At 74.5% G+C, this 22,359-nt stretch carries 15 protein-coding genes; 5 read left to right on the top strand and 10 right to left on the bottom strand.

Annotation, left to right across the window (positions count from 1 at the left end; translation table 11 throughout):
* Nucleotides 1-12: 12 nt before the first annotated feature.
* Together ACSDG8_RS26565 and ACSDG8_RS26560 are read right to left on the bottom strand one after the other, a co-directional pair.
* Entirely contained in the window at nt 13-1,440 is a 1,428-nt protein-coding gene (locus ACSDG8_RS26565) for an FAD-binding oxidoreductase (RefSeq protein ID WP_210897436.1), read from the bottom strand.
* A gap of 120 nt (nt 1,441-1,560) precedes the next feature.
* The gene (locus ACSDG8_RS26560) at nt 1,561-1,926 is read right to left on the bottom strand and encodes a YciI family protein (RefSeq protein ID WP_184686859.1); all 366 of its coding nucleotides are present in this window, start codon (nt 1,924-1,926) and stop codon (nt 1,561-1,563) included.
* Nucleotides 1,927-2,086: 160 nt separating this feature from the next.
* Between ACSDG8_RS26560 and ACSDG8_RS26555 the strand changes: the two genes are divergently transcribed.
* Both ACSDG8_RS26555 and ACSDG8_RS26550 read left to right on the top strand, forming a co-directional pair.
* A complete protein-coding gene (locus ACSDG8_RS26555) occupies nt 2,087-2,953 on the top strand; it encodes an aldo/keto reductase (RefSeq protein WP_210943224.1) in 867 nt (288 codons plus the stop codon).
* A gap of 89 nt (nt 2,954-3,042) precedes the next feature.
* Nucleotides 3,043-4,635, top strand: a complete 1,593-nt coding sequence (locus ACSDG8_RS26550) for a GMC family oxidoreductase (protein WP_210943223.1) — start codon at nt 3,043-3,045, stop codon at nt 4,633-4,635.
* A gap of 42 nt (nt 4,636-4,677) precedes the next feature.
* Here ACSDG8_RS26550 and ACSDG8_RS26545 read toward each other — a convergent pair whose 3' ends face one another.
* The 4 genes from ACSDG8_RS26545 to ACSDG8_RS26530 all read right to left on the bottom strand — a co-directional run bounded on the left by ACSDG8_RS26545 (nt 4,678) and on the right by ACSDG8_RS26530 (nt 9,510).
* Nucleotides 4,678-5,481: a lipase family alpha/beta hydrolase gene (locus ACSDG8_RS26545; protein WP_210943222.1), complete on the bottom strand. Its 804-nt coding sequence runs from the start codon at nt 5,479-5,481 to the stop codon at nt 4,678-4,680.
* 171 nt (nt 5,482-5,652) lie between these two features.
* Complete coding sequence (locus tag ACSDG8_RS26540; RefSeq protein ID WP_013287536.1) at nt 5,653-5,916, bottom strand: DUF6244 family protein; 264 nt, start codon at nt 5,914-5,916, stop codon at nt 5,653-5,655.
* Between the two features lie 152 nt (nt 5,917-6,068).
* Nucleotides 6,069-6,875, bottom strand: a complete 807-nt coding sequence (locus ACSDG8_RS26535) for a hypothetical protein (protein ID WP_439427307.1) — start codon at nt 6,873-6,875, stop codon at nt 6,069-6,071.
* 115 nt (nt 6,876-6,990) lie between these two features.
* Entirely contained in the window at nt 6,991-9,510 is a 2,520-nt protein-coding gene (locus tag ACSDG8_RS26530) for an FtsK/SpoIIIE domain-containing protein (RefSeq protein ID WP_210897426.1), read from the bottom strand.
* A 183-nt stretch (nt 9,511-9,693) separates the two neighbouring features.
* Here ACSDG8_RS26530 and ACSDG8_RS26525 point away from each other — a divergent pair, with 183 nt between their 5' ends.
* Complete coding sequence (locus tag ACSDG8_RS26525; RefSeq protein ID WP_439427306.1) at nt 9,694-11,106, top strand: alkaline phosphatase PhoX; 1,413 nt, start codon at nt 9,694-9,696, stop codon at nt 11,104-11,106.
* Nucleotides 11,107-11,185: 79 nt separating this feature from the next.
* On the opposite strand, the gene ACSDG8_RS26520 is transcribed toward ACSDG8_RS26525, so the two are convergent.
* On the bottom strand, nt 11,186-11,758 hold the full coding sequence (locus ACSDG8_RS26520) for a TetR/AcrR family transcriptional regulator (RefSeq protein ID WP_247679199.1): 573 nt from the start codon (nt 11,756-11,758) through the stop codon (nt 11,186-11,188).
* Nucleotides 11,759-11,941: 183 nt separating this feature from the next.
* Between ACSDG8_RS26520 and ACSDG8_RS26515 the strand changes: the two genes are divergently transcribed.
* Nucleotides 11,942-13,396 (top strand): MFS transporter, encoded by a 1,455-nt coding sequence (locus tag ACSDG8_RS26515; protein ID WP_210897420.1) that lies wholly within the window; start codon nt 11,942-11,944, stop codon nt 13,394-13,396.
* A 66-nt stretch (nt 13,397-13,462) separates the two neighbouring features.
* On the opposite strand, the gene ACSDG8_RS26510 is transcribed toward ACSDG8_RS26515, so the two are convergent.
* Nucleotides 13,463-14,248 (bottom strand): SGNH/GDSL hydrolase family protein, encoded by a 786-nt coding sequence (locus ACSDG8_RS26510; protein ID WP_210897418.1) that lies wholly within the window; start codon nt 14,246-14,248, stop codon nt 13,463-13,465.
* A gap of 195 nt (nt 14,249-14,443) precedes the next feature.
* Between ACSDG8_RS26510 and ACSDG8_RS26505 the strand changes: the two genes are divergently transcribed.
* The gene (locus ACSDG8_RS26505; RefSeq protein WP_210897417.1) at nt 14,444-15,979 is read left to right on the top strand and encodes a M1 family metallopeptidase; all 1,536 of its coding nucleotides are present in this window, start codon (nt 14,444-14,446) and stop codon (nt 15,977-15,979) included.
* A 78-nt stretch (nt 15,980-16,057) separates the two neighbouring features.
* On the opposite strand, the gene ACSDG8_RS26500 is transcribed toward ACSDG8_RS26505, so the two are convergent.
* Nucleotides 16,058-17,563, bottom strand: a complete 1,506-nt coding sequence (locus ACSDG8_RS26500) for a glutamate synthase subunit beta (protein WP_210897415.1) — start codon at nt 17,561-17,563, stop codon at nt 16,058-16,060.
* On the bottom strand, nt 17,556-22,223 hold the full coding sequence (gene gltB, locus ACSDG8_RS26495; RefSeq protein ID WP_210897413.1) for a glutamate synthase large subunit: 4,668 nt from the start codon (nt 22,221-22,223) through the stop codon (nt 17,556-17,558). The genes ACSDG8_RS26500 and gltB overlap by 8 nt, the downstream gene beginning before the upstream one ends.
* Between the last annotated feature and the right edge of the window lie 136 nt (nt 22,224-22,359).

Below are 22,359 nucleotides of genomic sequence, written 5' to 3'. Positions count from 1 at the left end.
TACCCCTCGCTGTCACGTGCCGGCCGGGTGCTCCCGTGGATGCCGTCCGCCCTCGCCGCGGCGCGGCCCCGGCGGACCGGCCGGGGGCAGCGTGGGCACGGCCGAGAACGTCCCGCGCGGGTCGTAGCGGCGCTTGGCCCGGCGCAGCCGCTCCCAGTTCGATCCGTACGCCAGGCGCACCCGGTCGGTCTCCTCGGGCGCGAGCAGGTTCGGGTAGCCGCCGGGCAGCGCGTGCGGGGCCAGGGCGGCGCTCGTGTGCTCGGCCCACGCCCGGTGCGGCGCCGGGTCGCCGCCGGGCGGCCAGACCGCGATGATCTCGGCGAGCAGGTGGTCGGCGCGCAGCCCGAACGCGGTCCGCTGCACCGGGACCCGGCTCGCGGCGCCGTGGAAGTGGTGCAGCGCGATCGCCGAGAACGGCGACGAGACCACGCCGGCCGCCGCGGTCAGCGCCGCCACCACCGGCTCGTCGACGCGGGCCAGCCATCGGGTACGCAGCAGGTAGTGGTTGCCGTCGGCCATGCCGCCGTCGAACAGGCGCAGCACGTCCTCGTACGCCAGCGGGGCGACCTGGTCGACGATCGGGGTGCCGAGCGCGCGCAGCCGGTCCACCGCGGCCCGGCCCGCCGCCGCGTCGTCGCCGATGAAGACCGGGGCGAGGAACACCACCGGTTCCCCGGCCGGGCCGGGCAGGAACCCGGCCATCACGGTCAGCTCGTCCGGGGCGTCCCGCACGGCCTGCCCGTAGCCGCGCAGCACCGCCGTCGCCTGGGCCGCCGGGAACAGCAGCATCCCGGCGAACGCGGCGGCCAGCGGATGGGTACGCAGGCGCAGCGCGGTGACCACGCCGAAGTTGCCGCCCCCGCCGCGCAGCGCCCAGTACAGCTCGGGCTCGTGCTCCGCGTCGGCGGTGACCCGCCGGCCGTCGGCGAGCACGACCTCGGCGCCGAGCAGGTTGTCCAGCGCCAGCCCGTGCCGGCCGCAGAGCGGGCCGTACCCGCCGGCCATTGTCAGCCCGGCCAGCCCGACCGCGCGCACCACGCCGGTGACCACGACCCGGTCGTACGGCCGCAGCGCGGCGAGCGCGTCGGCTGCCGTCGCCCCGCCGCCCACCGTGACAGTCGACGCGCCGGGGCCGATGTCGACCTGGCGCATCCCGGTGAGGTCGACGACCAGGCCGCCGTCGCGCAGCGCCCGGCCGGCCCAGTCGTGGCCGCCGCCGCGCACGGACAGCGGCAGCCGGCAGCGCCCGGCGACGCGGACCGCGAGCGCGACCTCGTCGGCGTCCTGGCATCGGGCGACGAGCGCGGGCGTGCCGGCCGGGGCGCCGTTCCAGAGCCGGACGGCGGCCGGGAAGCCCGGGTCGGCGGGGGTGAGCAGGCGGGCGCCGAGCGCCTCGCGGAGCAGGCCGGTGGCGCGGGGCAGGTCCGGGGCGGAGGTCATGGCGACTCCTCGGCCGACCCGGGCCGGCGGCGCCGGACGCGCCGGGATCGGCTCACTGCGCCGGACGCTAGCACCGGCGCACCGGCCCCGCCGTCGCCCGCGCGACAGTGCTTCCGGCCGTCAGCTCTCCGTCTTGACCAGCGGGAACTCCAGCGAGCCGGCTGGGCAGAGGAAGGTCAGCACCTCGACCCGGTAGAGCCCGGCCTGCACCGCCGGGTCGGCCTCCATGACGCTGCGCACGTCGTCCACCGAGCCGGTGCGCGCGAGGCCGAAACCGATCGGCGGGTCCGGTTCCCGGGCCGGGCCGTCCACCGAGCCGTCGACGAGCACGATGCCGCGCCGTTGCAGCGCCCGCATGTGCTGCAGGTGCTCGGCCTGCAGCCGCTGCACGGTCTCGTCCGGCAGGGCCCGGCCGGAGGGCCCCGGGTAGAGCACGATGCACTCGTACGTGTCCAGCGCGAAGTCGAGCTGTGGCGTCGCGCCCATGCGCACCTCCTGACCGGCGTTGCGCTCAGCCTCGCACGACGGTCCGGTGCGCCGGGGCCGCTCGCCGCAACTGCCAGTGCTTCGCCGCCGCGATTCGGGGAATGTCCAGGGGTCGGGGCGCGCGCCGCCCGCGACCGCGTACGAGCACAGGAGGACCGCGATGGCCACCAGCACCCAGCCCGCCAAGGCGTCGGGCAGTTACCGGATCGGTGGTGACCTGCGGGTCGACCGCCTCGGCTACGGGGCGATGCAGCTCACCGGCCCCGGCGTGTGGGGCGACCCGAAGGACCCGGCCGAGGCGGTACGGGTGCTGCGCCGCGCGTACGAGCTGGGCGTCACGTTCATCGACACCGCCGACTCGTACGGGCCGTTCGTCAGTGAGCTGCTGATCCGCGAGGCGCTGCACCCGTACGCCGACGACCTGGTCATTGCGACCAAGGCCGGGCTGACCCGCTCCGGCCCGGACGACTGGCGGCCGGTGGGGCGCCCGGAGTACCTGCGCCAGCAGTGCGAGCTGAGCCTGCGCCACCTGGGCCTGGACTGCATCCCGCTCTACCAGCTGCACCGCATCGACGCGAAGGTCCCGCTGGCCGACCAGCTCGGCGAGCTGGCGCTGCTGCGGCAGGAGGGCAAGATCCGGCACATCGGGCTGTCGCAGGTCAGCGTCGAGGAGATCGAGGCGGCCCGGGAGATCGTGCCGATCGTGTCGGTGCAGAACCTCTACAACCTGGCCGACCGCAGCGCGGAGGACGTGCTGGAGCACTGCGAGCGTCACGACCTGGCGTTCATCCCCTGGTTCCCGATCGCCACCGGCGGCCTGGCCCGCCCCGGCGGCCCGCTGGACGCGATCTCGACCGGCCACGGCGCCAGCCCGGCGCAGCTCGCGCTGGCCTGGCTGCTGCGCCGGTCGCCGGTGATGCTGCCGATTCCGGGTACGTCGTCGGTGGCGCACCTGGAGGAGAACGTCGCGGCGGCCGAGGTGGAGCTGACCAACGACGAGTTCGAGGCGCTGGCCAAGGCGGCCTGAGTCGGCGGTCACACCCACCCGAGCGGCCCTTTCGCGGACAGTGATCGGACAACTACCGTCAGAAGGATTCTCACGAGTGGGGGTCCGCTGTGGAGGAGTTCGACTACGTCATCGTGGGGGCCGGCGCGGCGGGATGCGTGCTGGCCAACCGGCTCACCGAGGATCCGGGGACGCGGGTGCTGCTGCTGGAGGCGGGCGGCTGGGACCGCAGCCCGTACGTGCGGGTGCCGAAGGCGTTCTCCCGGCTGATGGACGACGAGCGCACCGCCTGGCACTACCCGGCCGGCACCGGGCCGGGCCGGCAGGAGATCTGGCAGCGCGGCCGGATGATCGGCGGCTCGACGTCGGTGAACGGCATGATCTGGAGTCGCGGCGCGGCCCACGACTGGGACGCCCTCGACCCGCTGGGCTGGGGCTGGTCGGCCATGCGGCAGGTGTTCACGCGGCTGGAGGACCACCCGCTGGGCGCCGCGCCGCACCGGGGCGCGGGCGGCCCGGTGCGGCTGTCGATCGCCACCGGCACCGATCCCCTCGCCGAGGAGATGGTGGCCACCGGCGTCGAGCTGGGCTGGCGCCGGGCCGACGACCTGGACGCCGACGACGACGAGCGGATCGGCTACCCCACCGCGACCATCCACGACGGACGGCGGGTCAGCGCCGCCGACGCATTCCTGCACCCGGTACGGCGCCGGCCCAACCTGGCCGTCGAGGTCGGCGCCGTCGTGCTGCGGGTGCTGGTCGAGGGCGGCCGGGCGGTCGGCGTACGGGTGGCACGCGACGGCCGGGAGGTCGAGCGCCGGGCGGCCGGGGAGGTGATCCTCGCGGCGGGCGCCCTCGCCACCCCGCACCTGTTGCAGGTCTCCGGCATCGGGCCGGCGGACACGCTGCGCGCCGCGGGCGTGCCGGTGCTGCTCGACCGGCCCCGGGTCGGCGCGGGGCTGCGCGAGCACCGGTCGATGGTGCTCCAGTACCGCCTCGCCGAACCCGGCGGCCACAACATGACCCTCGGCAGCCCGCTCGGGCAGGCCCGGGCGGCGCTGCGCTGGCTGCTCACCCGAGGCGGCCCGCTCGCCCTGCCGGTGCTGGACGTGGCGGCCCACGTCAAGTCCCGGCCCGACCTGGACCGCCCGGACGCGCACCTGCTGATGGCGCCGTTCTCCGCCGCGCCGCCGCGCCCCGGCAAGGCCCTCGAACTGGAACGGGAGCCGGGCCTGATGTGCCTGGGCACCGTCACCCGGCCGGACAGTGAGGGCCGCCTGGCGATCACCGACGCGGACCCGCGTACGCCGCCGGCGATCGTGGCGAACTACCTCACCACCGGGCACGACCGGCGGGTGGCGGCGGACCTGTTCCGCCGGATGCGGGAGTTCTTCGGCGCCGGGCCGATCGCGAAGCGGATCCGGGCCGAGACGGTGCCCGGCCCGGCGGTGCGGACCGACGCGGAGATCGTCGAGGCGGCGGTGGCGCGCGGCTACTGCGGTTACCACGCCGTCGGCACCTGCGCGATGGGCGACGGCGACGACCACGTGGTCGACACGCGGTTGCGGGTACGCGGCGTCGACAGGCTGCGGGTGGTCGACGCGTCGGTGCTGCCGGTGATGGTGGCCGGCTGGACCAGCGCCCCGGTGAGCGCGCTGGCCTGGCGGGCCGCGGACGTGATCCGCGGGCGGGACGCGAGCTGAAACGTGCCCGGGCCCGCGCGACGGCGGGCCCGGGCACCCGCGTCAGACCGCGAAGCAGTTCGGCTGGACCGGGGCGCCGGCGAGCACCTGGCGCACCACCGTGTACGTGGTGCCGTCCAGCACCAGCCCGAGGTGGCCGACGACCCGCAGCGGGCACCACGCCTGCACCAGGACGTTCGTGGCGCCGTCGGCGAGCAGCGCGTTGTCGACCGGCCGGACCAGCTCGTCCTGCCAGGTCCGCACTGTGGCCCAGCGCACCGGCCCGGGGGTGTCGTCGCCGGCGTTTAGGTCGGCCAGGAAGCTCGACCCGATCGTCATCTGCTGGCAGGCGATCACTCCGGCGCAGCTGCCCAGCCCGAGGAAGGCGACCAGGTTCGCGACGTAGGTGCCGTACTGCGGGCTGCCGAGGCTGACGTACTGGTCGACGGTGGCGGCGCCGCCGAGGTACTTGACGTACCAGCGGCTGACCAGGCCGCCCTCGGAGTGGCCGACCAGGTCGACCCGGGCCGCCCCGGTGGCGGCGCGGACCCGGTCCACGTAGGACGACAGCGCCCGGGCGGACTCGCGGATGTCGCCGAGGCCGAGGTTCGGCAGCTGGTAGATCGAGACCCGGTAGCCGTCGGCGCGCAGCCGGGCGGCGAGCGGCTCGTACGCGATGGAGATTCCACTCAGGCCGCCGACCACGATCACCGGGTCGACCGCAGCGGCGGCGGCGCGTTGCGCGGCGGTGGTGACGGTGGCCGTCTTCGACGGGGCGGCGGGTTCGGCGGCGGCCGCCTGGGCGGCGGCCGGGACGAGCAGGACGGTGGCGGCGGTGGTGGCGGCCAGGATCGTTCGGAGCAGCATGGGCTGCACCTCCGAGGGGGAGGCACCCGGGCGGGCCGGGAGGGGACGGGTGGGATCCGATCGATCGTGGACACGATGATGCGTGTCCGATTTCACACACGTCAATGAAAAGTTACGCAGCGGTAACCCTTGTCGCGCCCTCCGCGCAAACCGGCAAGCCGGGCCGGGCCGTCAGTTGCCCAGCGCCTGGACCTTCGCGATGGTCTCCTGGACGTGCTGCCGGGCCGGCTCCCCGCCCTGCGCGGCCTGCGCCAGCGCCTGCCGGTAGGAGTCGATGACGCCGATCAGCGGCCCGGCCGTGGCCCCCTCCAAAGCGCCCGCCACCAGCGCCCGCGCCTCCGCCGCGTCCTGCGCCGCGGCAGCCGTGCGTGCCTTGGCCTCGTCCAGCTTCTGCGCCGCCGCCGCCAGCCTTGCGATGATCTCCGCCGCGCTCACAGACCCTCCCCCAGCTCACCCACCCTCGGGAACCCTACCGCCCTCCCCCACCCCCACACCTCCGCGATCTTGCAGTTTCCGCCCCGGCAAAAGCCACATCGAGCCCACCCCGGGGGCCACAAGTCCATGATCGACGGCGCGACGCCGCGGGGTCAGCGGAGGAGGCGGAACAGGAGCAGGTAGACGCAGAACAGGGACGGGGAGACCAGGGCGCAGATCACGAAGCCCAGCGGCACGTAGCGCCCCGTCGTGGCCTCGGCGCCGGCCAGCGCCGGGCGGCCCCAGCGGGCCAGCACGACCTGACCGGCCACGAAGGACAGCAGCGGCACCCCGGCGCAGGACAGCGCCGCCACCAGGTCCAGCCCGGCCACCGGCACCGGCGACCCCACGAGCGCGACCAGCATCAGCAGCGAGCCGACGAGCGCGCAGCCGCCGTACACGGCGACCGCCCGGGCCGGCGCCGACCAGGTCGGCAGCAGCACCGGGGTGCGGGCCAGCGCGTCGGCCTGCTGCCCGAACCCGTCGGCCTCCCCGGCGAGCCGCTCCGCCGCCGCCAGCTCCGCCGCCGGGTCACCCGCCCGCGGCGCGGGCACACCCGGAGAGGGGTACGCCCCGACACCCGCCTGCCCCGGCGCGGCGGCTGCGCCGCCGGTCGCGCCGTCCCCCGGTCCGGCGCCCGTCCGCCCGCCCGCATCCGGCGCCTCCGGCGCACCCGGTCCGGCGGCCACCGCGACCGCCGCTGCCGGCGCCTCCGCGGGGACCGAGGTCATCGGCGTGCCGATCGCCTGCCCCAGCCGGTCCAGGTGCTGTCCCTGGGCGACGAGCCGCTGCCCCAGCTTGTCGACGGCGGCCTGCAGGCCACGGCGGCGCTCCGCCTCGGCCGCGATCTCCCGCTCCCCGCCCCGCTGCCGGGTGGACAGCTCCCGCAGCAGCGCCGCGTACTCGTCGAATCCACTCATGTGACGTCTTTCGTTCGCGACTGCGGGGCTCGCAAACCCGGCTCACTCCTCGCGCTCACGGGGCCGTCTTTCGTTCGCGACTGCGGGGCTCGCAAACCCGGCTCACTCCTCGCGCTCACGGGGTGACCTCACTCCCGGCCGCGAACGGCACGATCAGCGCGGTGCGGTGCTCGTGCCGGTCGACGAGCAGGGCGCGGCCCTCGCGCGGCACGTACGCGAGGTCGTGCACGCCGAGGTGCAGGCCCAGGTCGGCGGCGGGCACGTTGAGCGCGACCAGCCCGGTGACGTCGTCGCGCTGCCCGCTGCCGCCGAGGTCGTCGGCGAGCCGGCGCAGCCCGCGCCACCAGCCGAGCACGTGCACGCCGCGCGCGGGCCCCTGGCGCAGCACGGCGCGCAGGTCGTCGTACCCGGAGCGGAACGTCGCCGGGTCGGAGGCGGCGAGCGTCGTTGCGGCGGCGTCCATCCCGAACACCACCAAATAGGTGCGCCCGGGCGCCGGGGCGTCTCCGGTGGCGGCCTCGGCGAGCTGGGCGCGCAGCGCGTCGGCGTCCAGGCGGCGGACCGGGTGCCCGGCGGCGGCGAGCGTCATGGCCAGGTCGTCGGCGGCATCGGTGGTGCCCGGCGCCAGCGGCGCGAACAGGAACCGGGCGGTGCCGGGCGCGTGCTGCCGGGCCAGGGAGAGCGCGGCCGACCGGAGCACCTCCGCGCCGACCGCGGCGGTGCCGACCACTGCCAGGTGCCGGCCCGGGCTGGCGTCGAGCGCGAATCCGGCCGGGCTGCCGGCGACGTCGACCACGCGGCCGACGAGCGCGTACGGCGGGTCGGCGCCGGGCGCCAGCGCGGCCCAGGCGGGGTCGTCGGCGAGCCGGGGTGTCTCGTGCCCCCGGAACACCGACGGCGGGCGCGATCCGGCCGGGCGGGCCGCGTGCAGCTCGTGGCGCAGCGCCGCCAGGTCGGCCGAGGCGGCGTGCGCGTCCGGGAACCGCACCTCCACGTCCGCGCCGGGCGCCCCGGCGGCGGTGTTGACCACTGCCGTGCCGACGGTGAGCCCGCGCGCGGCGTCGTTGCGCGGGTCCAGCACGGCGTCGCCGCCGGGCAGCGCGATCCGCAGCGGGAACTGGCCGAAGATGGCCTCGGCCCGGCCGTAGAGCGCCTCGATGCCGCTGGTGCTCTGGCTGGCCAGCACCAGGTGCAGGCCGTACGAGCGGCCCTTGCGGGCCAGCTCCTCGATCAGGTCGACGGCCTGCCGGGCCAGCGCGTCGTTGCCGGCGAACAGCACGTGGAACTCGTCGATCACGGTGACGATCCGGGGCGGCCGGGCGTTGGGCGGCAGGTCGGCGAGCCGGCTGACCCCGTGCCGCTTGAGCAGGTCGGCGCGGCGGCCCAGCTCGGCGCGCAGCTCGCGCAGCACCGCCACGCCGTACTCGCGGTCGGACTCGATGCCCACCGCGTCGGCGTGCGGCAGCCAGGACGGGTCCCGGCCGGTGGGCACGAACTCGGTGAAGCTCACGCCCTCCTTGAAGTCGAGCAGCATCAGCCGCAACTCGGCCGGGGAGTAGCGGGCCGCCAGCCCGTAGAGCACGTCGAGCAGCAGCACCGTCTTGCCGGCGCCGGTACGCCCGCCGATCAGCCAGTGCGGGGTTGCGTCGTCGAACGCCACCGCGAGCGGGCGGCGTCCGGCCCGGCCGAGCACGGTACGCAGGCCGGAGGCGGCGGACCCGGCCCAGCGCTGCGCCGGCAGCAGGTCGGCGAACGTGACGCCGTCCTGGTCGGCGGCCTCGGCGTACCGGCGGGCCAGCGCGGTCACCGTGGCGTGCGACGGGTCGCCGTCGAGCACCACCGGCGCGGCCAGCCCGCTGCCGTCGGCGCTGAACGGACGGCCGGGCGGGTCACCGACGAGCGTGTACCGCTCGGTGATCCGCAGCTGGGTGGTGGCGCCGAGCGGCGGCGCGGCGCTCGGCCCGGCGGGCGGGTGACCGGCCAGCAGCACGCAGACCCCGGCGGCCGGGCCGGCGTGGGTGAGCGCTGCGAGCCGGGCCAGTTCCCGGGGCGGCGGCGCGGACGCGGCGACCACCACCAGCAGCTCCCGGTCCTCCGGCGCGGACCGCTGGGCGGTACGCGCGTGCCGCTCGGCCGCGTCGAGCAGCGCGGTCGTCTCCGCCTCGGTGGTCGCCGCCGCGGCGAGCACCCCGGCGTCGTGCAGCGGGCGCAGCGGCAGGAACGCCGCGCCGAACGCGGCCTGGTCGATGCCGGCGACCCGGATCGCGCCGGCCGGAGCGGCGGTCAGCAGCCGCACCACCACCGCCCGCAGCAGCTCGCCGACGCGCGGGTCCCGGGCGTCCTGATCGAGCGCCAGGTGCGCGCCCGCGCCCACCGGCACGAGCACCGGGAACGCGCCGTCGACAGTGGTCGCGGCGCCGAGGCGTACCGGAACGGGGTGGGTGGCGATCCGGGCGGTGCCGGGCACCGCGGCGGCCAGCTCACCGCCGAGGCGGGCCAGCCGCGCGACCAGTTCCGGGCTGCCGACCGGCGCCGGACCGGCGGCGCCGAGCAGTTGCCGGGCCGCCTCCCAGTGGCGCAGCGCCTGCCGGTGCCGATCGACCGCCTGCCGGTACGCCGCCGCGAGTCTGCCCACCGTCCGCCCTCCGACGTCATGCGATCGAGGGAACCCTAACCGACGCGCGCCACAGCGGCACGTGGCGCTCCGCACCGGGGATTCGTCCACTGTTCACCCGGCGGCGGACGGGCGCGCCGCCCGCCGTTCCCCCGGCCCGGCTTGCCTTCCTCCAGGCAACCGTGCGCACAGGAAGGCGACGACGTGACCACCTCACCTCTTCCCCGGCGGTCCCTGCTGCGCGGCGGCGTGGCCGGCGGGCTCGGCATCGTGGTGGCCGGCAGCCTGGAGGCGATCGCCGGTCCGGCCGCGGCCCGGCCCGCGTGCCGCCCCGCCGTCGGCTACGGCGATCTGGTGCCGGACCCGGCCGGTCTGCTGGCCCTGCCGCCGGGCTTCTCGTACACGGTCGTCGCGCAGGCGGGCGCGACGCTGCTGGAGTCCGGGCAGCCCACCCCGAGCGACGCCGACGGCACCGGCTGCTTCCGCGGCCCGCACGGCTCGGTGCTGGTGAACAACCACGAGATCGGCGGCGACGAGCCGTACCCGGTGCCGGCGCTGCCCGGCCCCACCTACGACCCGGGCGCCCGCGGTGGCACCACCACCATCGAGGTGGACCGGCACGGGCGGCGGCTGCGCGAGTACGTCAGCGTGGCCGGCACGCACAACAACTGCGCCGGTGGCATCACCCCGTGGGGTACGTGGTTGACCTGCGAGGAGACCGAGCAGCGGGCCGGTGGGCGGTATCTGAAGGACCACGGGTACGTCTTCGAGGTGGACCCGCACGACCGGTCCGCCAACACCGACCCGGTCCCGCTGACGTTCCTCGGGCGGTACTCGCACGAGGCGGTCGCGGTCGACCCGTACACCCACTCGATCTACCTGACCGAGGACGCGAGCGGGCCCAACGGCCTGTACTTCCGGTGGACGCCGCCGCCCGGCTTCCGGGCCGGCAAGGGCGCGCTGCGGGCGCTCGCCCAGCGACCCGACGGCGACACCGCCGGCAGCCTCGCCGCGATGCGCTGCCTGCGCGGCGACGACCACGTGGCCGACCTGTCCGAGGCCACCACGCCGGGCACCCGCTACCGGGTCCAGTGGGTCGAGGTGCCCGACCGCGACGCCCGCACCGTGTCCGTGCGCAAGCAGTTCACCGACGCGGAGGTGACCCGCAGCCGCAAGCTGGAGGGCGCCTGGTGGGGCGACGGCGGCGCGTACTTCGTGGCCAGCTACGCCCGCCACGACGACGGCAGCGCCAACGAGCACGACGGGCAGGTGTGGTTCTACGACCCGCGCCGGCAGACCGTCACGCTGAAGACCATCTTCGGGGTGAACACCGACCCGGAGGCCGACAACGGCAACTACGACGGGCCGGACAACATCACCGTCTCGCCGTACGGCGGGGTGATCCTGGCCGAGGACGGCGAGGGCGTGTCGCACCTTATCGGCGTCACCGAGCAGGGCAGGGCGTACCCGCTGGCGCGCAACGAGCGCAACGACAGCGAGTTCACCGGGCCGACGTTCAGCGCGGACGGGAAGACGCTGTTCGCCAACATCCAGTCGCCGGGGTACGTGTTCGCGATCACCGGCCCGTGGGGGCGGCCGGACAACGGGCACCGCTGAGAAAGGGCGCCGGGCCGGCGGTTCGCCAGGGGGCGGGAACCGCCGGCCCGGCCTCGTTCTGCCCAGGCGGACCGGCGCGTCAGGCGCGCGGGCGCAGGCCGTCCAGCGCGATGGCCAGGACGCGGTCGCGCTGCGCCGGGTCCGGGAACTGGTACGCGGCCAGCCCGCTGATCAGCCGGATCACATCGTCGAAGCCGGCGTCGGGCCGGGCCGCCCCGGCCTCCTGGGCGCGGCGCAGCAGCGGCTCGCCGGTCGCGTAGATCTCGGTGCGGCAGCTGCGGAACACCTCGGAGTCGTGCACCAGTTCCTCGGCCAGCGCCCGCTTGGTGGCCACGTAGGCGACGAACCGGTGCAGCCAGCCGACCAGGGCGTCCCACGGCGGATCGTCGGCCAGGTCGGCGGCGGAGGCGCTGAGCGCCCGCACCTCCTCGACGTAGACCGCCTCGAACAGGTCCCGCCGGTGGGGGAAGTTGCGGTAGAGCGTGCCGATGCCGACGCCGGCCCGGCGGGCGATCTCCTCCAGCGACGCGCCCGCGCCGTGCTCGCCGAAGACCTCGCGGGCGGCGGTGATCAGCGCGTCGTAGTTGCGGCGGGCGTCGGCCCGCTTGGGGCGGCGGGAGAAGACCTCACCGGGCACGGCGGCGTCGGTCATGACGCGCGTCACCCCTTCCGTCTTGCAACCGGAGGCAACCCTCCGCTAAGTTAATGGAGGCACGCCTCCGGTTACTGACCGGAGCCACCCCTCCGGATAGCGTACTCCGGACTTCGGCCGCCACCGCCGCAGGACCGCGCGAGCGGCCACCACTCTCGTACCGAGAACGGGGAGTCGTCCCACATGATCCACTCAACCCGGCGCGGTTCGCGCCGGATCACGTTCCTCGTGCTGGCCGCCGGCGCCGGATTCTTCGCGATGCTCCAGTCGCTGATCACGCCGGTGCTGCCCACGATCCAGCACGACCTGCACACCTCGCCCAGCACGGTGACCTGGGTGCTCACCGCGTACCTGCTCTCCGCGTCCGTCTTCACGCCGATCGTCGGTCGCATCGGCGACATGGTCGGCAAGGAGAAGACGCTCGTCTTCTCGCTCGCCGCGCTCGCGCTGGGCTGCCTGCTGGCGGCAGTGGCCCCGACCATCGGCGTGCTGATCGCCGCCCGCGTGGTGCAGGGCATCGGCGGCGCCGTCTTCCCGCTGTCGTTCGGCATCATCCGCGACGAGTTCCCGGCCGCCCGGGTCAGCTCGGCGGTGGCCTCGATCTCCGCGGTCGTGGCCGTCGGCGGCGGGCTGGGCGTGGTGCTGGCCGGGCCGATCGTGGCCACCCTGGGCTACCGGTGGCTGTTCTGGATCCCGCTGGTCGTGGTCGGGCTGACCGCGGTCGCCGCGCACCGGTTCGTGCCGCGCTCGCCGGTACGCACCCCGGGCCGGATCAACTGGCTCAGCGCCGTACTCCTGTCCGGCTGGCTGGTGGCGCTGCTGCTGCCGGTCAGCAAGGGCGCCGCGTGGGGTTGGAACTCCGTCCCGGTGATCGGGCTGCTGGCGCTGGCCGCGGTGCTCGCGGCCGCCTGGCTGGCGACCGAGGCCCGCGCCGCGAACCCGCTGATCGACCTGCGGATGATGCGCCTGCCGGCGGTCTGGACCACGAACCTCGTCGGGTTGCTCTACGGCGCCTCGATGTTCGCCGTCTACGCGTTCCTGCCGCAGTTCACGCAGATCCCGACGAGCGCCGGGTACGGCTTCGGCGCCAGCATCACCCAGGCCGGGCTGCTGATGCTGCCGATGCTCGTCGGCATGTTCGTGGCCGGCCTGCTGGCCGGGCGGCTGGAGTCCCGGTTCAGCGCCAAGGCGCAGCTGAGCACCGGCGCGGTGTTCAACGTGGCGGCCGCCGCCATGCTGACCGTCGCGCACGACACCCGCTGGCAGGTCGGACTCGCCGGTGGCCTGGTCGGCCTCGGCATCGGGCTGGCGTTCGCCTCGATGGCCAACCTGATCGTGGCGAACGTGCCGGCCGGGCAGACCGGCGCGGCGACCGGCATGAACGCCAACATCCGTACCATCGGCGGCGCGATCGGCGCGGCGCTCGCCAGCGCCGTGATCACCGCGAACCCGCAGCCGAGCGGGCTGCCCCGGGAAGCCGGATTCACGGCGGGCTTCCTGCTGCTCACCGGCATCTCGGTGGCCGCGGCGCTGGCCGCGCTCGCCGTACCCTCCGGCCGCCGCCGGTGGCCCCGGCGGCGCATCGGGCCGGCGGCGCCGGACCTGGCGCCGGCGCCGGAGCTGGTCCCGGCCCGCTGACCTGATGGGGTACGCAGACAGAAGCCCCGCCCGGCGCTTGTGCCGGGCGGGGCTTCGCCGTTGTTGTCAGCCGATCGCGGCGGTCAGCGCGGCCAGGTAGCCGTAGCGGTAGCCGCTGGCGTTCGGGTGGTACGCCTCGATGACGCCGCTGACGTCACGGATCCACGGATCGGCGGCGCACACGCCGTGCCCGGCGAAGAACGGCCGCGCGTCGACGAACGTGCCCCCGGCGGCGGCGGCCCGGCCGGAGATGACGCCGTTGAGCGTGTCGGCGGCCTGGTTGAGGATGGTGCGCTTGTAGCTGCTCATGGCGAGCAGTCCACAGGAGCCGGTCTCGAACAGCCGCGGGTAGCCGAGCACCACCAGCCGGGCGTTCGGTGCCCGGTTGCGGATCGCGGTGTACGTGGCGTCGAGCCGGCCCGGCAGCGTCGCGGTGGCGAACGCCTTCGACTCGTTCACAGCGCTCTCGCAGCTGGAGGTGCTGCCGAAGCGGCAACTGGTCATCACGTCGGCGAACCCGGCGTCGTTGCCGCCGATGGTGATGGTGACCAGCGTGGTGCTGCTGCTGAGCTGGCCGACCTGGTTGGCCAGCACGTCGGCGGTGACCGCGCCGCCGCAGGCCGGGAACTTGAAGCTGGTGACCGAGTGGGCGGCGGCCCAGAGCGGGGCGTACGACTTCTGGCTGCGCAGGCAGGTGGACAGGTCGTACGGGCCGGCGCCGACCCCGGAGGAGTAGGAGTCGCCGAGGGCGACGTAGTTGACTGTGGCCGCCCGGGCGGCGCCGGGCAGGAGCACGGCGCCGAGGACGGCCGCCAGGACGGCGGCGAGCGCGGTACGGACGCGACGGGACATGGCAGAGCCTCCACGGGGCAGGGTGGTGGAGCCCGTTGACCGCGCGCGTGGCCGAGGGATCGGTGCTGTTACTGGTCGGTAATGCTATCGAAACATTTGCCGAAATTGAATAGCCGAGATCGACCGGACGGGACAGATACGTTCACATGTGTCGATTAGCTTGGCGGTGACGACACCCGACGGAGGGAGTCCCCCGTGCGACGCACACTCACGGCGGCCATCGCCGCCCTGACCCTCACCGCGGCCGGCACCACAGTGACCGGCGCGCCCGGCCAGGCCGCCCCGGCCGGATGGGGGCGACCGCAACCCGCGGCGGCCACCCCGACGCCCGGCAGCCCCGGCCTCGGCGACAGCTACTTCCCCGACTACGGCAACGGTGGCTACGACGTCGGGCACTACGACATCCGGCTGCGCTACGAGCCGGCCACCGACCGGCTCAGCGGCACCACCACGATCCTGGCCACCGCCACCAAGGACCTGTCCCGGTTCAACCTGGACTTCCTCCTCGACGTCGAGTCCGTGCGCGTCAACGGCTGGGTCGCCGGCTTCGCCCGAGCCGGCGACCACGAGCTGGTGATCACCCCGGCCCGGCCGCTGACCAAGGGGCAGCAGCTCACCGTCGTGGTGAAGTACGCCGGCGTGCCGTCGCAGACCACGGTGCAGGGCTACACCGCGTGGACCCGTACCGCCGACGGGGCGCTCGCCGTCAACGAACCCGAGTCGGCCTGGTGGTGGTACCCGAGCAACGACCACCCGAAGGACAAGGCCACCTGGGACATCTCCGTGTCGGTGCCCACCGGCGTCGAGGTGATCAGCAACGGCGTGCAGCCACGCGACCCGCTCCCCGAGGCCGGCAACCGCACCCGGTGGAGCTGGCGCAGCGTCAAACCCGGCGCCACGTACCAGGCGTTCCTGGCCATCGGGCAGTACGAGATCGTCACCGACGTCGCGCCGAACGGGCAGCCGGTGGTGAACGCGTACAGCACCACGCTGGGCGAGCGCCTGCCCGCCGCGCGGGCCAGCATCGAACGCACCGCCGAGATCGTCGACTGGGAGAGCGGGCTGTTCGGCCCGTACCCGTTCGAGGCGCAGGGCGGCGTGGCCGGGCCCGTCGACGGCATCGGCTTCGCGCTGGAGACGCAGACCCGCCCGGTGTACGGCCCCGGCTTCTGGCGGCGCGGCGCCAACCCGTACGTCGTGGTGCACGAGAACGCCCACCAGTGGTTCGGCGACTCGGTGTCGGTGGCGGACTGGCGGCACATCTGGCTCAACGAGGGCTTCGCCTCGTACGCCGAGTGGCTCTGGTCCGAGGAGCAGGGCGAGGGCACCGCGCAGGAGTTGTTCGACTTCACCTACGACAGCTACCCGGCCGACTCCGAGTTCTGGCAGGTGCGCCCCGGCGACCCGGGCCCGAGCGGGATCTTCGACGACGCCGTCTACGACCGGGGCGCGATGGCGCTGCACCAGATCCGCCTCACCGTCGGCGACGCCGCGTTCTTCCGGATCCTGCGCACGTGGACCGCCAAGCGGCAGTACGGCAACGGCACCGTCGCGCAGTTCCAGGCGCTCGCCGAGCGGATCTCCGGACGGGACCTCGACGCGGTGTTCACCACCTGGCTGTTCACGCCCGGCCGACCCGACGTGGCCGCCGCCGCGCGGACGAGCGCCGCACCGGCGCAGCCGGCCTCGTGGACGAAGATCCGCGCCGCGCACGACCTCCTCGGCCGCTGACCGGGTGCCGCCGCGCGGCGGCGAGTGTTAAGAAGGGCCCCCTCCTCTACCTGAGGCGTTAAAAGGGGGCCCTTCCTTTCACCTGGCGGCGAGCGGCTGGCGGGCCGGGTCGACCGGGGCGGGCAGGTCGCCCACCCCACCCAGGTACGTGTGGATCGCCGCCGCGGCGGCACGCCCCTCGGCGATCGCCCAGACGATCAGCGACGCGCCCCGATGCATGTCACCGGCGACGAAGACGCCGTCGGCGGCCTGCCAGTCGGGGCCGGAGTCGATCGCGCCCCGGCGGTTGCGGGTCACCCCGAACTGCGCCAGCAGCGGCTGCTGCTCGGTGCCCTCGAAGCCGATGGCGAGCAGCACCAGGTCGGCCGGGATCTCCCGCTCCGAGCCGGGCAGCGCGGTGACGATGCGACGACCGTCCACCTTCTCCACGGTCACCTCGGCGATCCGGACCGCGCGGACCTGGCCGGTGCCGTCGTCCACGAACTCCTGCACGGCGACCGCGAAGACCCGGTCGCCGCCCTCCTCGTGCGCCGGGTAGTTGCGCAGCACCCACGGCCAGGTCGGCCACGGGTCGCGCTCCGCGTCCCGCTCCGACGGCGGCTGCGGGTAGAGGTCGAGCTGGTGTACGCCGGCCGCGCCCTGCCGGTGCGCCACGCCGAGGCAGTCCGCGGCGGTGTCGCCACCACCGATGATCACCACGTGCTTGCCGGCGGCGTCGATCGGCGTGCCGTCGGGCAGCGTGGCCAGGGCCGGCTTCCCCTCCCCGGCGGCGGCCACGACCCGGTTCGCGGCGACCAGGTGCGACATCGCCTGATGCACGCCGCGCAGCGCCCGGCCGGGCGTCTCCGGGGTGTCGCGGCCCTGCAACGCGCCGCAGGCCAGCAGCACCGCGTCGTGCTCGGCGCGCAACTGCTCGGCGGTCACGTCGACGCCGACCTCGACGCCGGTACGGAACCGCACGCCCTCGGCGGTGAGCTGGGCCAGCCGCTTGTCGATGTGCTGCTTTTCCAGCTTGAAGTCGGGGATGCCGTAGCGGAGCAGGCCGCCGATCGCGTCGTCGCGCTCGTACACGGTGACCGTGTGACCGGCGCGGGCGAGCTGCTGCGCGGCGGCAAGCCCGGCCGGGCCGGAGCCGACCACCGCCACCGACCGGCCGGTGGACACGGACGCGGGCCGGGGCCGCAGGCCGTCGCGGGCCACCGCGGCGTCGGCGATCTCCACCTCGACCTGCTTGATGGTGACCGGCTGCTGGCCGCCCAGGCCGAGCACGCAGGCCGCCTCGCACGGCGCCGGGCAGAGCCGGCCGGTGAACTCGGGGAAGTTGTTCGTGGCGTGCAGCGAATCCACCGCCGCGTCCCAGTTGCCGGTGCGGACCAGGTCGTTCCAGTCCGGGATGCGGTTGCCCAGCGGGCAGCCGTCGTGGCAGAACGGGATGCCGCAGTCCATGCACCGGGTGGCCTGCTCGCGGATCAGCTCCTCACCGGCCGGCGGGTAGACCTCCCGCCAGTCGGAGATGCGCACCGGCACCGGACGGCGGGCCGGCAGCCGCCGGTCGTAGCGCAGGAAACCGTTCGGGTCAGGCACGAGCCACCTCCTGGGCGACCGCCCGGGGCGCGGGCGGTACCGGCGCGGCCGGCGGCACGCTGAGCGCGCTCATCACCGCGTCGTCGACGTCTCGGCCGGCGGCTTCGGCGGCCCGCATGATCTCCATGACCCGGCGGTAGTCCCGGGGCACCACTGCGGTGAACTCCTCCACCGCCTGCGGCCAGCGCTTGAGCAGGTCCTCGGCGACCGCCGAGTCCGTCTCGGCGAAGTGCCGCTGGACCAGCTCGTGCAGCCGGTCACGCTCCTCGTCGCGCAGCGGCGACAGGTCGACCAGCTCAGCGTTCACCAGCCGCCGGTCGAGCCGGTGCACGAACGCGGTGCCGCCGGACATGCCGGCGGCGAAGTTGCGCCCGGTCGGCCCGAGCACCACGACAGTGCCGCCGGTCATGTACTCGCAGCCGTGGTCGCCGAGGCCCTCGACCACCGCGACCGCGCCGGAGTTGCGCACCGCGAACCGCTCCCCGACCCGGCCGCGCAGGTAGACCTCGCCACCGGTCGCGCCGTACAGGATGGTGTTGCCGGCGATGATCTGGTCCTCGGCCCGGCGGCCGGGCGCGGCGTCCACGCCGACGAACGGCGCGTCGGCGTCCGGCCGGACCACGATGCGCCCGCCGGACAGTCCCTTGCCGACGTAGTCGTTGGCGTCGCCGTACAGGCGCAGCGTGACCCCGCGCGGCAGGAACGCGCCGAACGACTGGCCGGCGGTGCCTCGCAGCAGGAACTCGACGGTGTCGTCGGGCAGCCCGGCGCCGCCGAAGCGGCGGGTCACCTCGCCGCCGAGCATCGCGCCGACGCTGCGGTGCTCGTTACGCACCTCGACCTCGACCCGGACCGGGGTCTTGTCGCGCAGCGCCGGCCCGGCCAGCTCGATGAGCCGGTTGTCCAGCGCCGCGTCGAGGCCGTGGTCCTGGGCGCGGACACCGCGCCGGGCCGCGCCCTCGGGCAGTTCGGGCAGGTGCAGCACGCGGCTCAGGTCGAGCCCGTGGCCCTTCCAGTGGTCGATCGCCCCGACCACGTCGAGCAGCTCGGTGTGGCCGATCGCCTCTTCGATGCTGCGGAAGCCCAGCTCGGCAAGGTAGCCGCGGACCTCCTCGGCGAGGAAGAGGAAGAAGTTCTCCACGAACTCGGGCCGGCCGGTGAAGCGCTCGCGCAGCACCGGGTTCTGGGTGGCGATGCCGACCGGACAGGTGTCCAGGTGGCACACGCGCATCATCACGCAGCCCTCGACGATGAGCGGCGCGGTGGCGAACCCGAACTCCTCGGCGCCGAGCAGCGCCGCGATCAGCACGTCCCGGCCGGTCTTGAGCTGGCCGTCGACCTGCACGGTGACCCGGTCGCGCAGCTTGTTGAGCAGCAGCGTCTGCTGCGCCTCGGCCAGACCCAGCTCCCACGGGGTGCCGGCGTGCTTGAGCGAGTTCAGCGGGGACGCGCCGGTGCCGCCGTCGTGCCCGGAGATCAGGATGACGTCGGCCTTGAGCTTGGCCACGCCGGCCGCGACCGTGCCCACGCCCACCTCGCTGACCAGCTTCACGTGCACCCGGGCGGCCGGGTTGACGCACTTCAGGTCGTGGACGAGCTGGGCCAGGTCCTCGATGGAGTAGATGTCGTGGTGCGGCGGCGGGGAGATCAGGCCGACACCGGGGGTGGCGTGCCGGGTCCGGGCGATCCACGGCCAGACCTTGTTGCCTGGCAGCTGCCCGCCCTCGCCGGGCTTCGCGCCCTGCGCCATCTTGATCTGGAGGTCGTCGGCGTTGACCAGGTATTCGCTTGTCACGCCGAAGCGGCCGCTGGCGATCTGCTTGACCGCGGAGCGGCGCGCCGGGTCGTGCAGCCGCTCGACGTCCTCGCCGCCCTCGCCGGTGTTGGACTTGCCGCCGAGCCGGTTCATCGCGATGGCGAGCGTCTCGTGCGCCTCCGCCGAAATCGACCCGTACGACATGGCGCCGGTGGCGAAACGCTTCACGATCTCGGAGGCCGGCTCGACCTCGTCCAGCGGCACCGCCGGGCGTACGCCGGTGCGCAGCGTGAACAGCCCGCGCAGCGAGCCCGCCTTCGCGGCCAGCTCGTCGACCTTGGCGGTGTACTGCCGGAACACGTCGTACTGGCGGCTGCGGGTGGCGTGCTGAAGCAGGAAGACGGTCTCCGGGTTGAACAGGTGCAGCTCGCCCTCGCGGCGCCACTGGTACTCGCCGCCGACCTCCAGCCGGTCGTCGGCCTGCGCGCCCGGCGCCGGCCAGCCCCGCGCGTGCCGGGCCGCCACCTCGGCGTGGATCTCGGCCAGCCCGATGCCGCCGATGGTGCTCGGCGTGCCCCGGAAGTACCTGTCGACCAGGCGGGTCTCCAGGCCGACCGCCTCGAAGACCTGCGCGCCGCAGTACGAGGACACGGTCGAGATGCCCATCTTGGACATGATCTTCAGGACGCCCTTGCCGAGCGCCTTGACGTAGTTGCGGACGGCCTTGACCCGGTCCACGCCGGCCAGCACGCCGGTGGAGATCATGTCTTCGACCGACTCGAAGGCCAGGTACGGGTTGACCGCCGCCGCGCCGTACCCGATCAGCACCGCCGCGTGGTGCACCTCGCGGCAGTCGCCGGACTCGACGACCAGCGCGACCTGGGTGCGGGTCTGCTCGCGGACCAGGTGCTGGTGCACCGCGGCGGTGAGCAGCAGCGACGGGATCGGGGCCAGGTCGGCGTTGGAGTCCCGGTCGGAGAGCACCAGGATGCGTACGCCGTCCTCGATCGCCTCGGAGACGTGCCGGCAGATCTCGGTCAGCCGGGCCTTGATGCCGGCGCCGCCGTCGCGCAGGCGGTAGAGCCCGGAGACCCGGACCGCCTTGAAGCCGGGCAGGTCGCCGTCCTCGTCGATGGAGAGGATCTTGGCCAGCTCGTCGTTGTCGATCACCGGGTACGGCAGCACGATCTGCCGGCAGCTCGCCGGGCCCGGGTCCAGCAGGTTGCCCTCCGGCCCGATGGTGGACGCCAGGCTGGTGACCAGCTCCTCCCGGATGGCGTCCAGCGGCGGGTTGGTGACCTGCGCGAAGAGCTGATGGAAGTAGTCGTAGAGCAGCCGCGGCCGGGTGGACAGCGGGGCGATGGGCGTGTCGGTGCCCATCGAGCCGATCGGCTCCGCGCCGCTGCGGGCCATCGGGCCGAGCAGGATCTTCAGCTCCTCCTCGGTGTAGCCGAACACCTGCTGGCGGCGGCGTACCGAGTCGTGGGTGTAGACGGTGTGCTCGCGGGCGGGCAGGTCGTCCAGCTCGATCAGGCCGGCGTGCAGCCACTCCTGGTACGGCTGCTCGGCGGCCAGCTCGGTCTTGATCTCGTCGTCGGAGACGATCCGGCCGTTGACGGTGTCGACCAGGAACATCCGGCCCGGCTGGAGCCGGCCCTTGGCGATGACCGTGGACGGGTCCAGGTCGAGCACGCCCGCCTCGCTGCCAAGCACCACCAGCCCGTCGGCGGTGTGCCACCAGCGGCCCGGGCGCAGCCCGTTGCGGTCGAGCACCGCGCCGACGACCTCGCCGTCGGTGAAGGCCACCGAGGCCGGGCCGTCCCACGGCTCCATCAGGCTGGCGTGGAAGCGGTAGAACGCGCGCTTGTCGGCGCGCATGTCCGGGTCGTTCTCCCACGCCTCGGGGATCATCATGAGCACCGCGTGCGGCAGGCTCCGCCCGGCCAGGTGCAGCAGCTCCAGCACCTCGTCGAAGTTCGCCGAGTCGGACGCCGCCGGGGTGCACACCGGGAAGACCCGGCGGATGTTGCCGGGCAGGTTCGGGCTGCGCAGCAGCGCCTCGCGGGCCTGCATCCAGTTGCGGTTGCCGCGGATCGTGTTGATCTCGCCGTTGTGCGCGATGAACCGGTACGGGTGCGCCAGCGGCCAGGACGGGAACGTGTTCGTGGAGAAGCGGGAGTGCACCAGCGCGATGGCGCTGACCACCCGCTCGTCGGTCAGCTCCGGGTAGAACTCCGGGAGCTGGTCCGGCGTGAGCATGCCCTTCCACACCATCGTGCGGCCGGACAGCGACGGGAAGTACGCCGGCACGCCCCGCTCGGCGGTCTCCCGCTCGACCTGCTTGCGCAGGCAGAACGCCACCCGGTCCAGGTCCAGCCCGGTCAGCGGGGAGCCGGCCGGGCCGGCGGGCGAGTCGGTCAGCCGGTGCGCGGCCAGGAAGAGCTGCCGGACCCGGGGCATCGCCGCGAGCGCCGTCTCCCCCAGGCCGGACGGGTCGGTCGGCACCTCGCGCCAGCCGAGCACGTCGGCGCCCTCGACCAGCGCGTACTTGTCGACCACCTGGCGGGCGCGGATCTCGGCCGCGTCGTCGTCGGGCAGGAACACCAGACCGGTGGCGTACTGGCCGGCCGGGGGCAGCGGGAAGTCGACGGTGGCGCGCAGGAACGCGTCCGGCACCTGGATCATGATGCCGGCGCCGTCCCCGGTGTTGTGCTCCGCGCCCCGGGCGCCCCGGTGGTCCAGCCGGCACAGCGCCCCGAGGCCGTTCGCGACGACCTGGTGCGAGCGCCGCCCGTGCAGGTCGGCCACGAAGGCCACGCCGCAGGCGTCGTGCTCGTACGCGGGGTCGTAGAGCCCGGTCGCCTGTGGGGCCGACTGCAGGCTGTGAGGGTACGGAAAGGCCACCGGGCCTCCTGTCGTCACTCAGGATGGATCATGATGGGGACGACGTCGGCCCTCTGCGGTTTATTGAGTCTACGTTAGGGCTTCCGGCGCAAGGCCAGTTCAGATTGATCACACTTCCAGATGCTGGGACGTGTAG

The organism is Micromonospora sp. LA-10 (assembly GCF_051853095.1).
Taxonomy (GTDB): Bacteria; Actinomycetota; Actinomycetes; order Mycobacteriales; family Micromonosporaceae; genus Micromonospora; species Micromonospora echinospora_A.
Note: the sequence above shows the minus strand (reverse complement) of the source record. Positions and strands in the feature narration are given on the sequence as shown.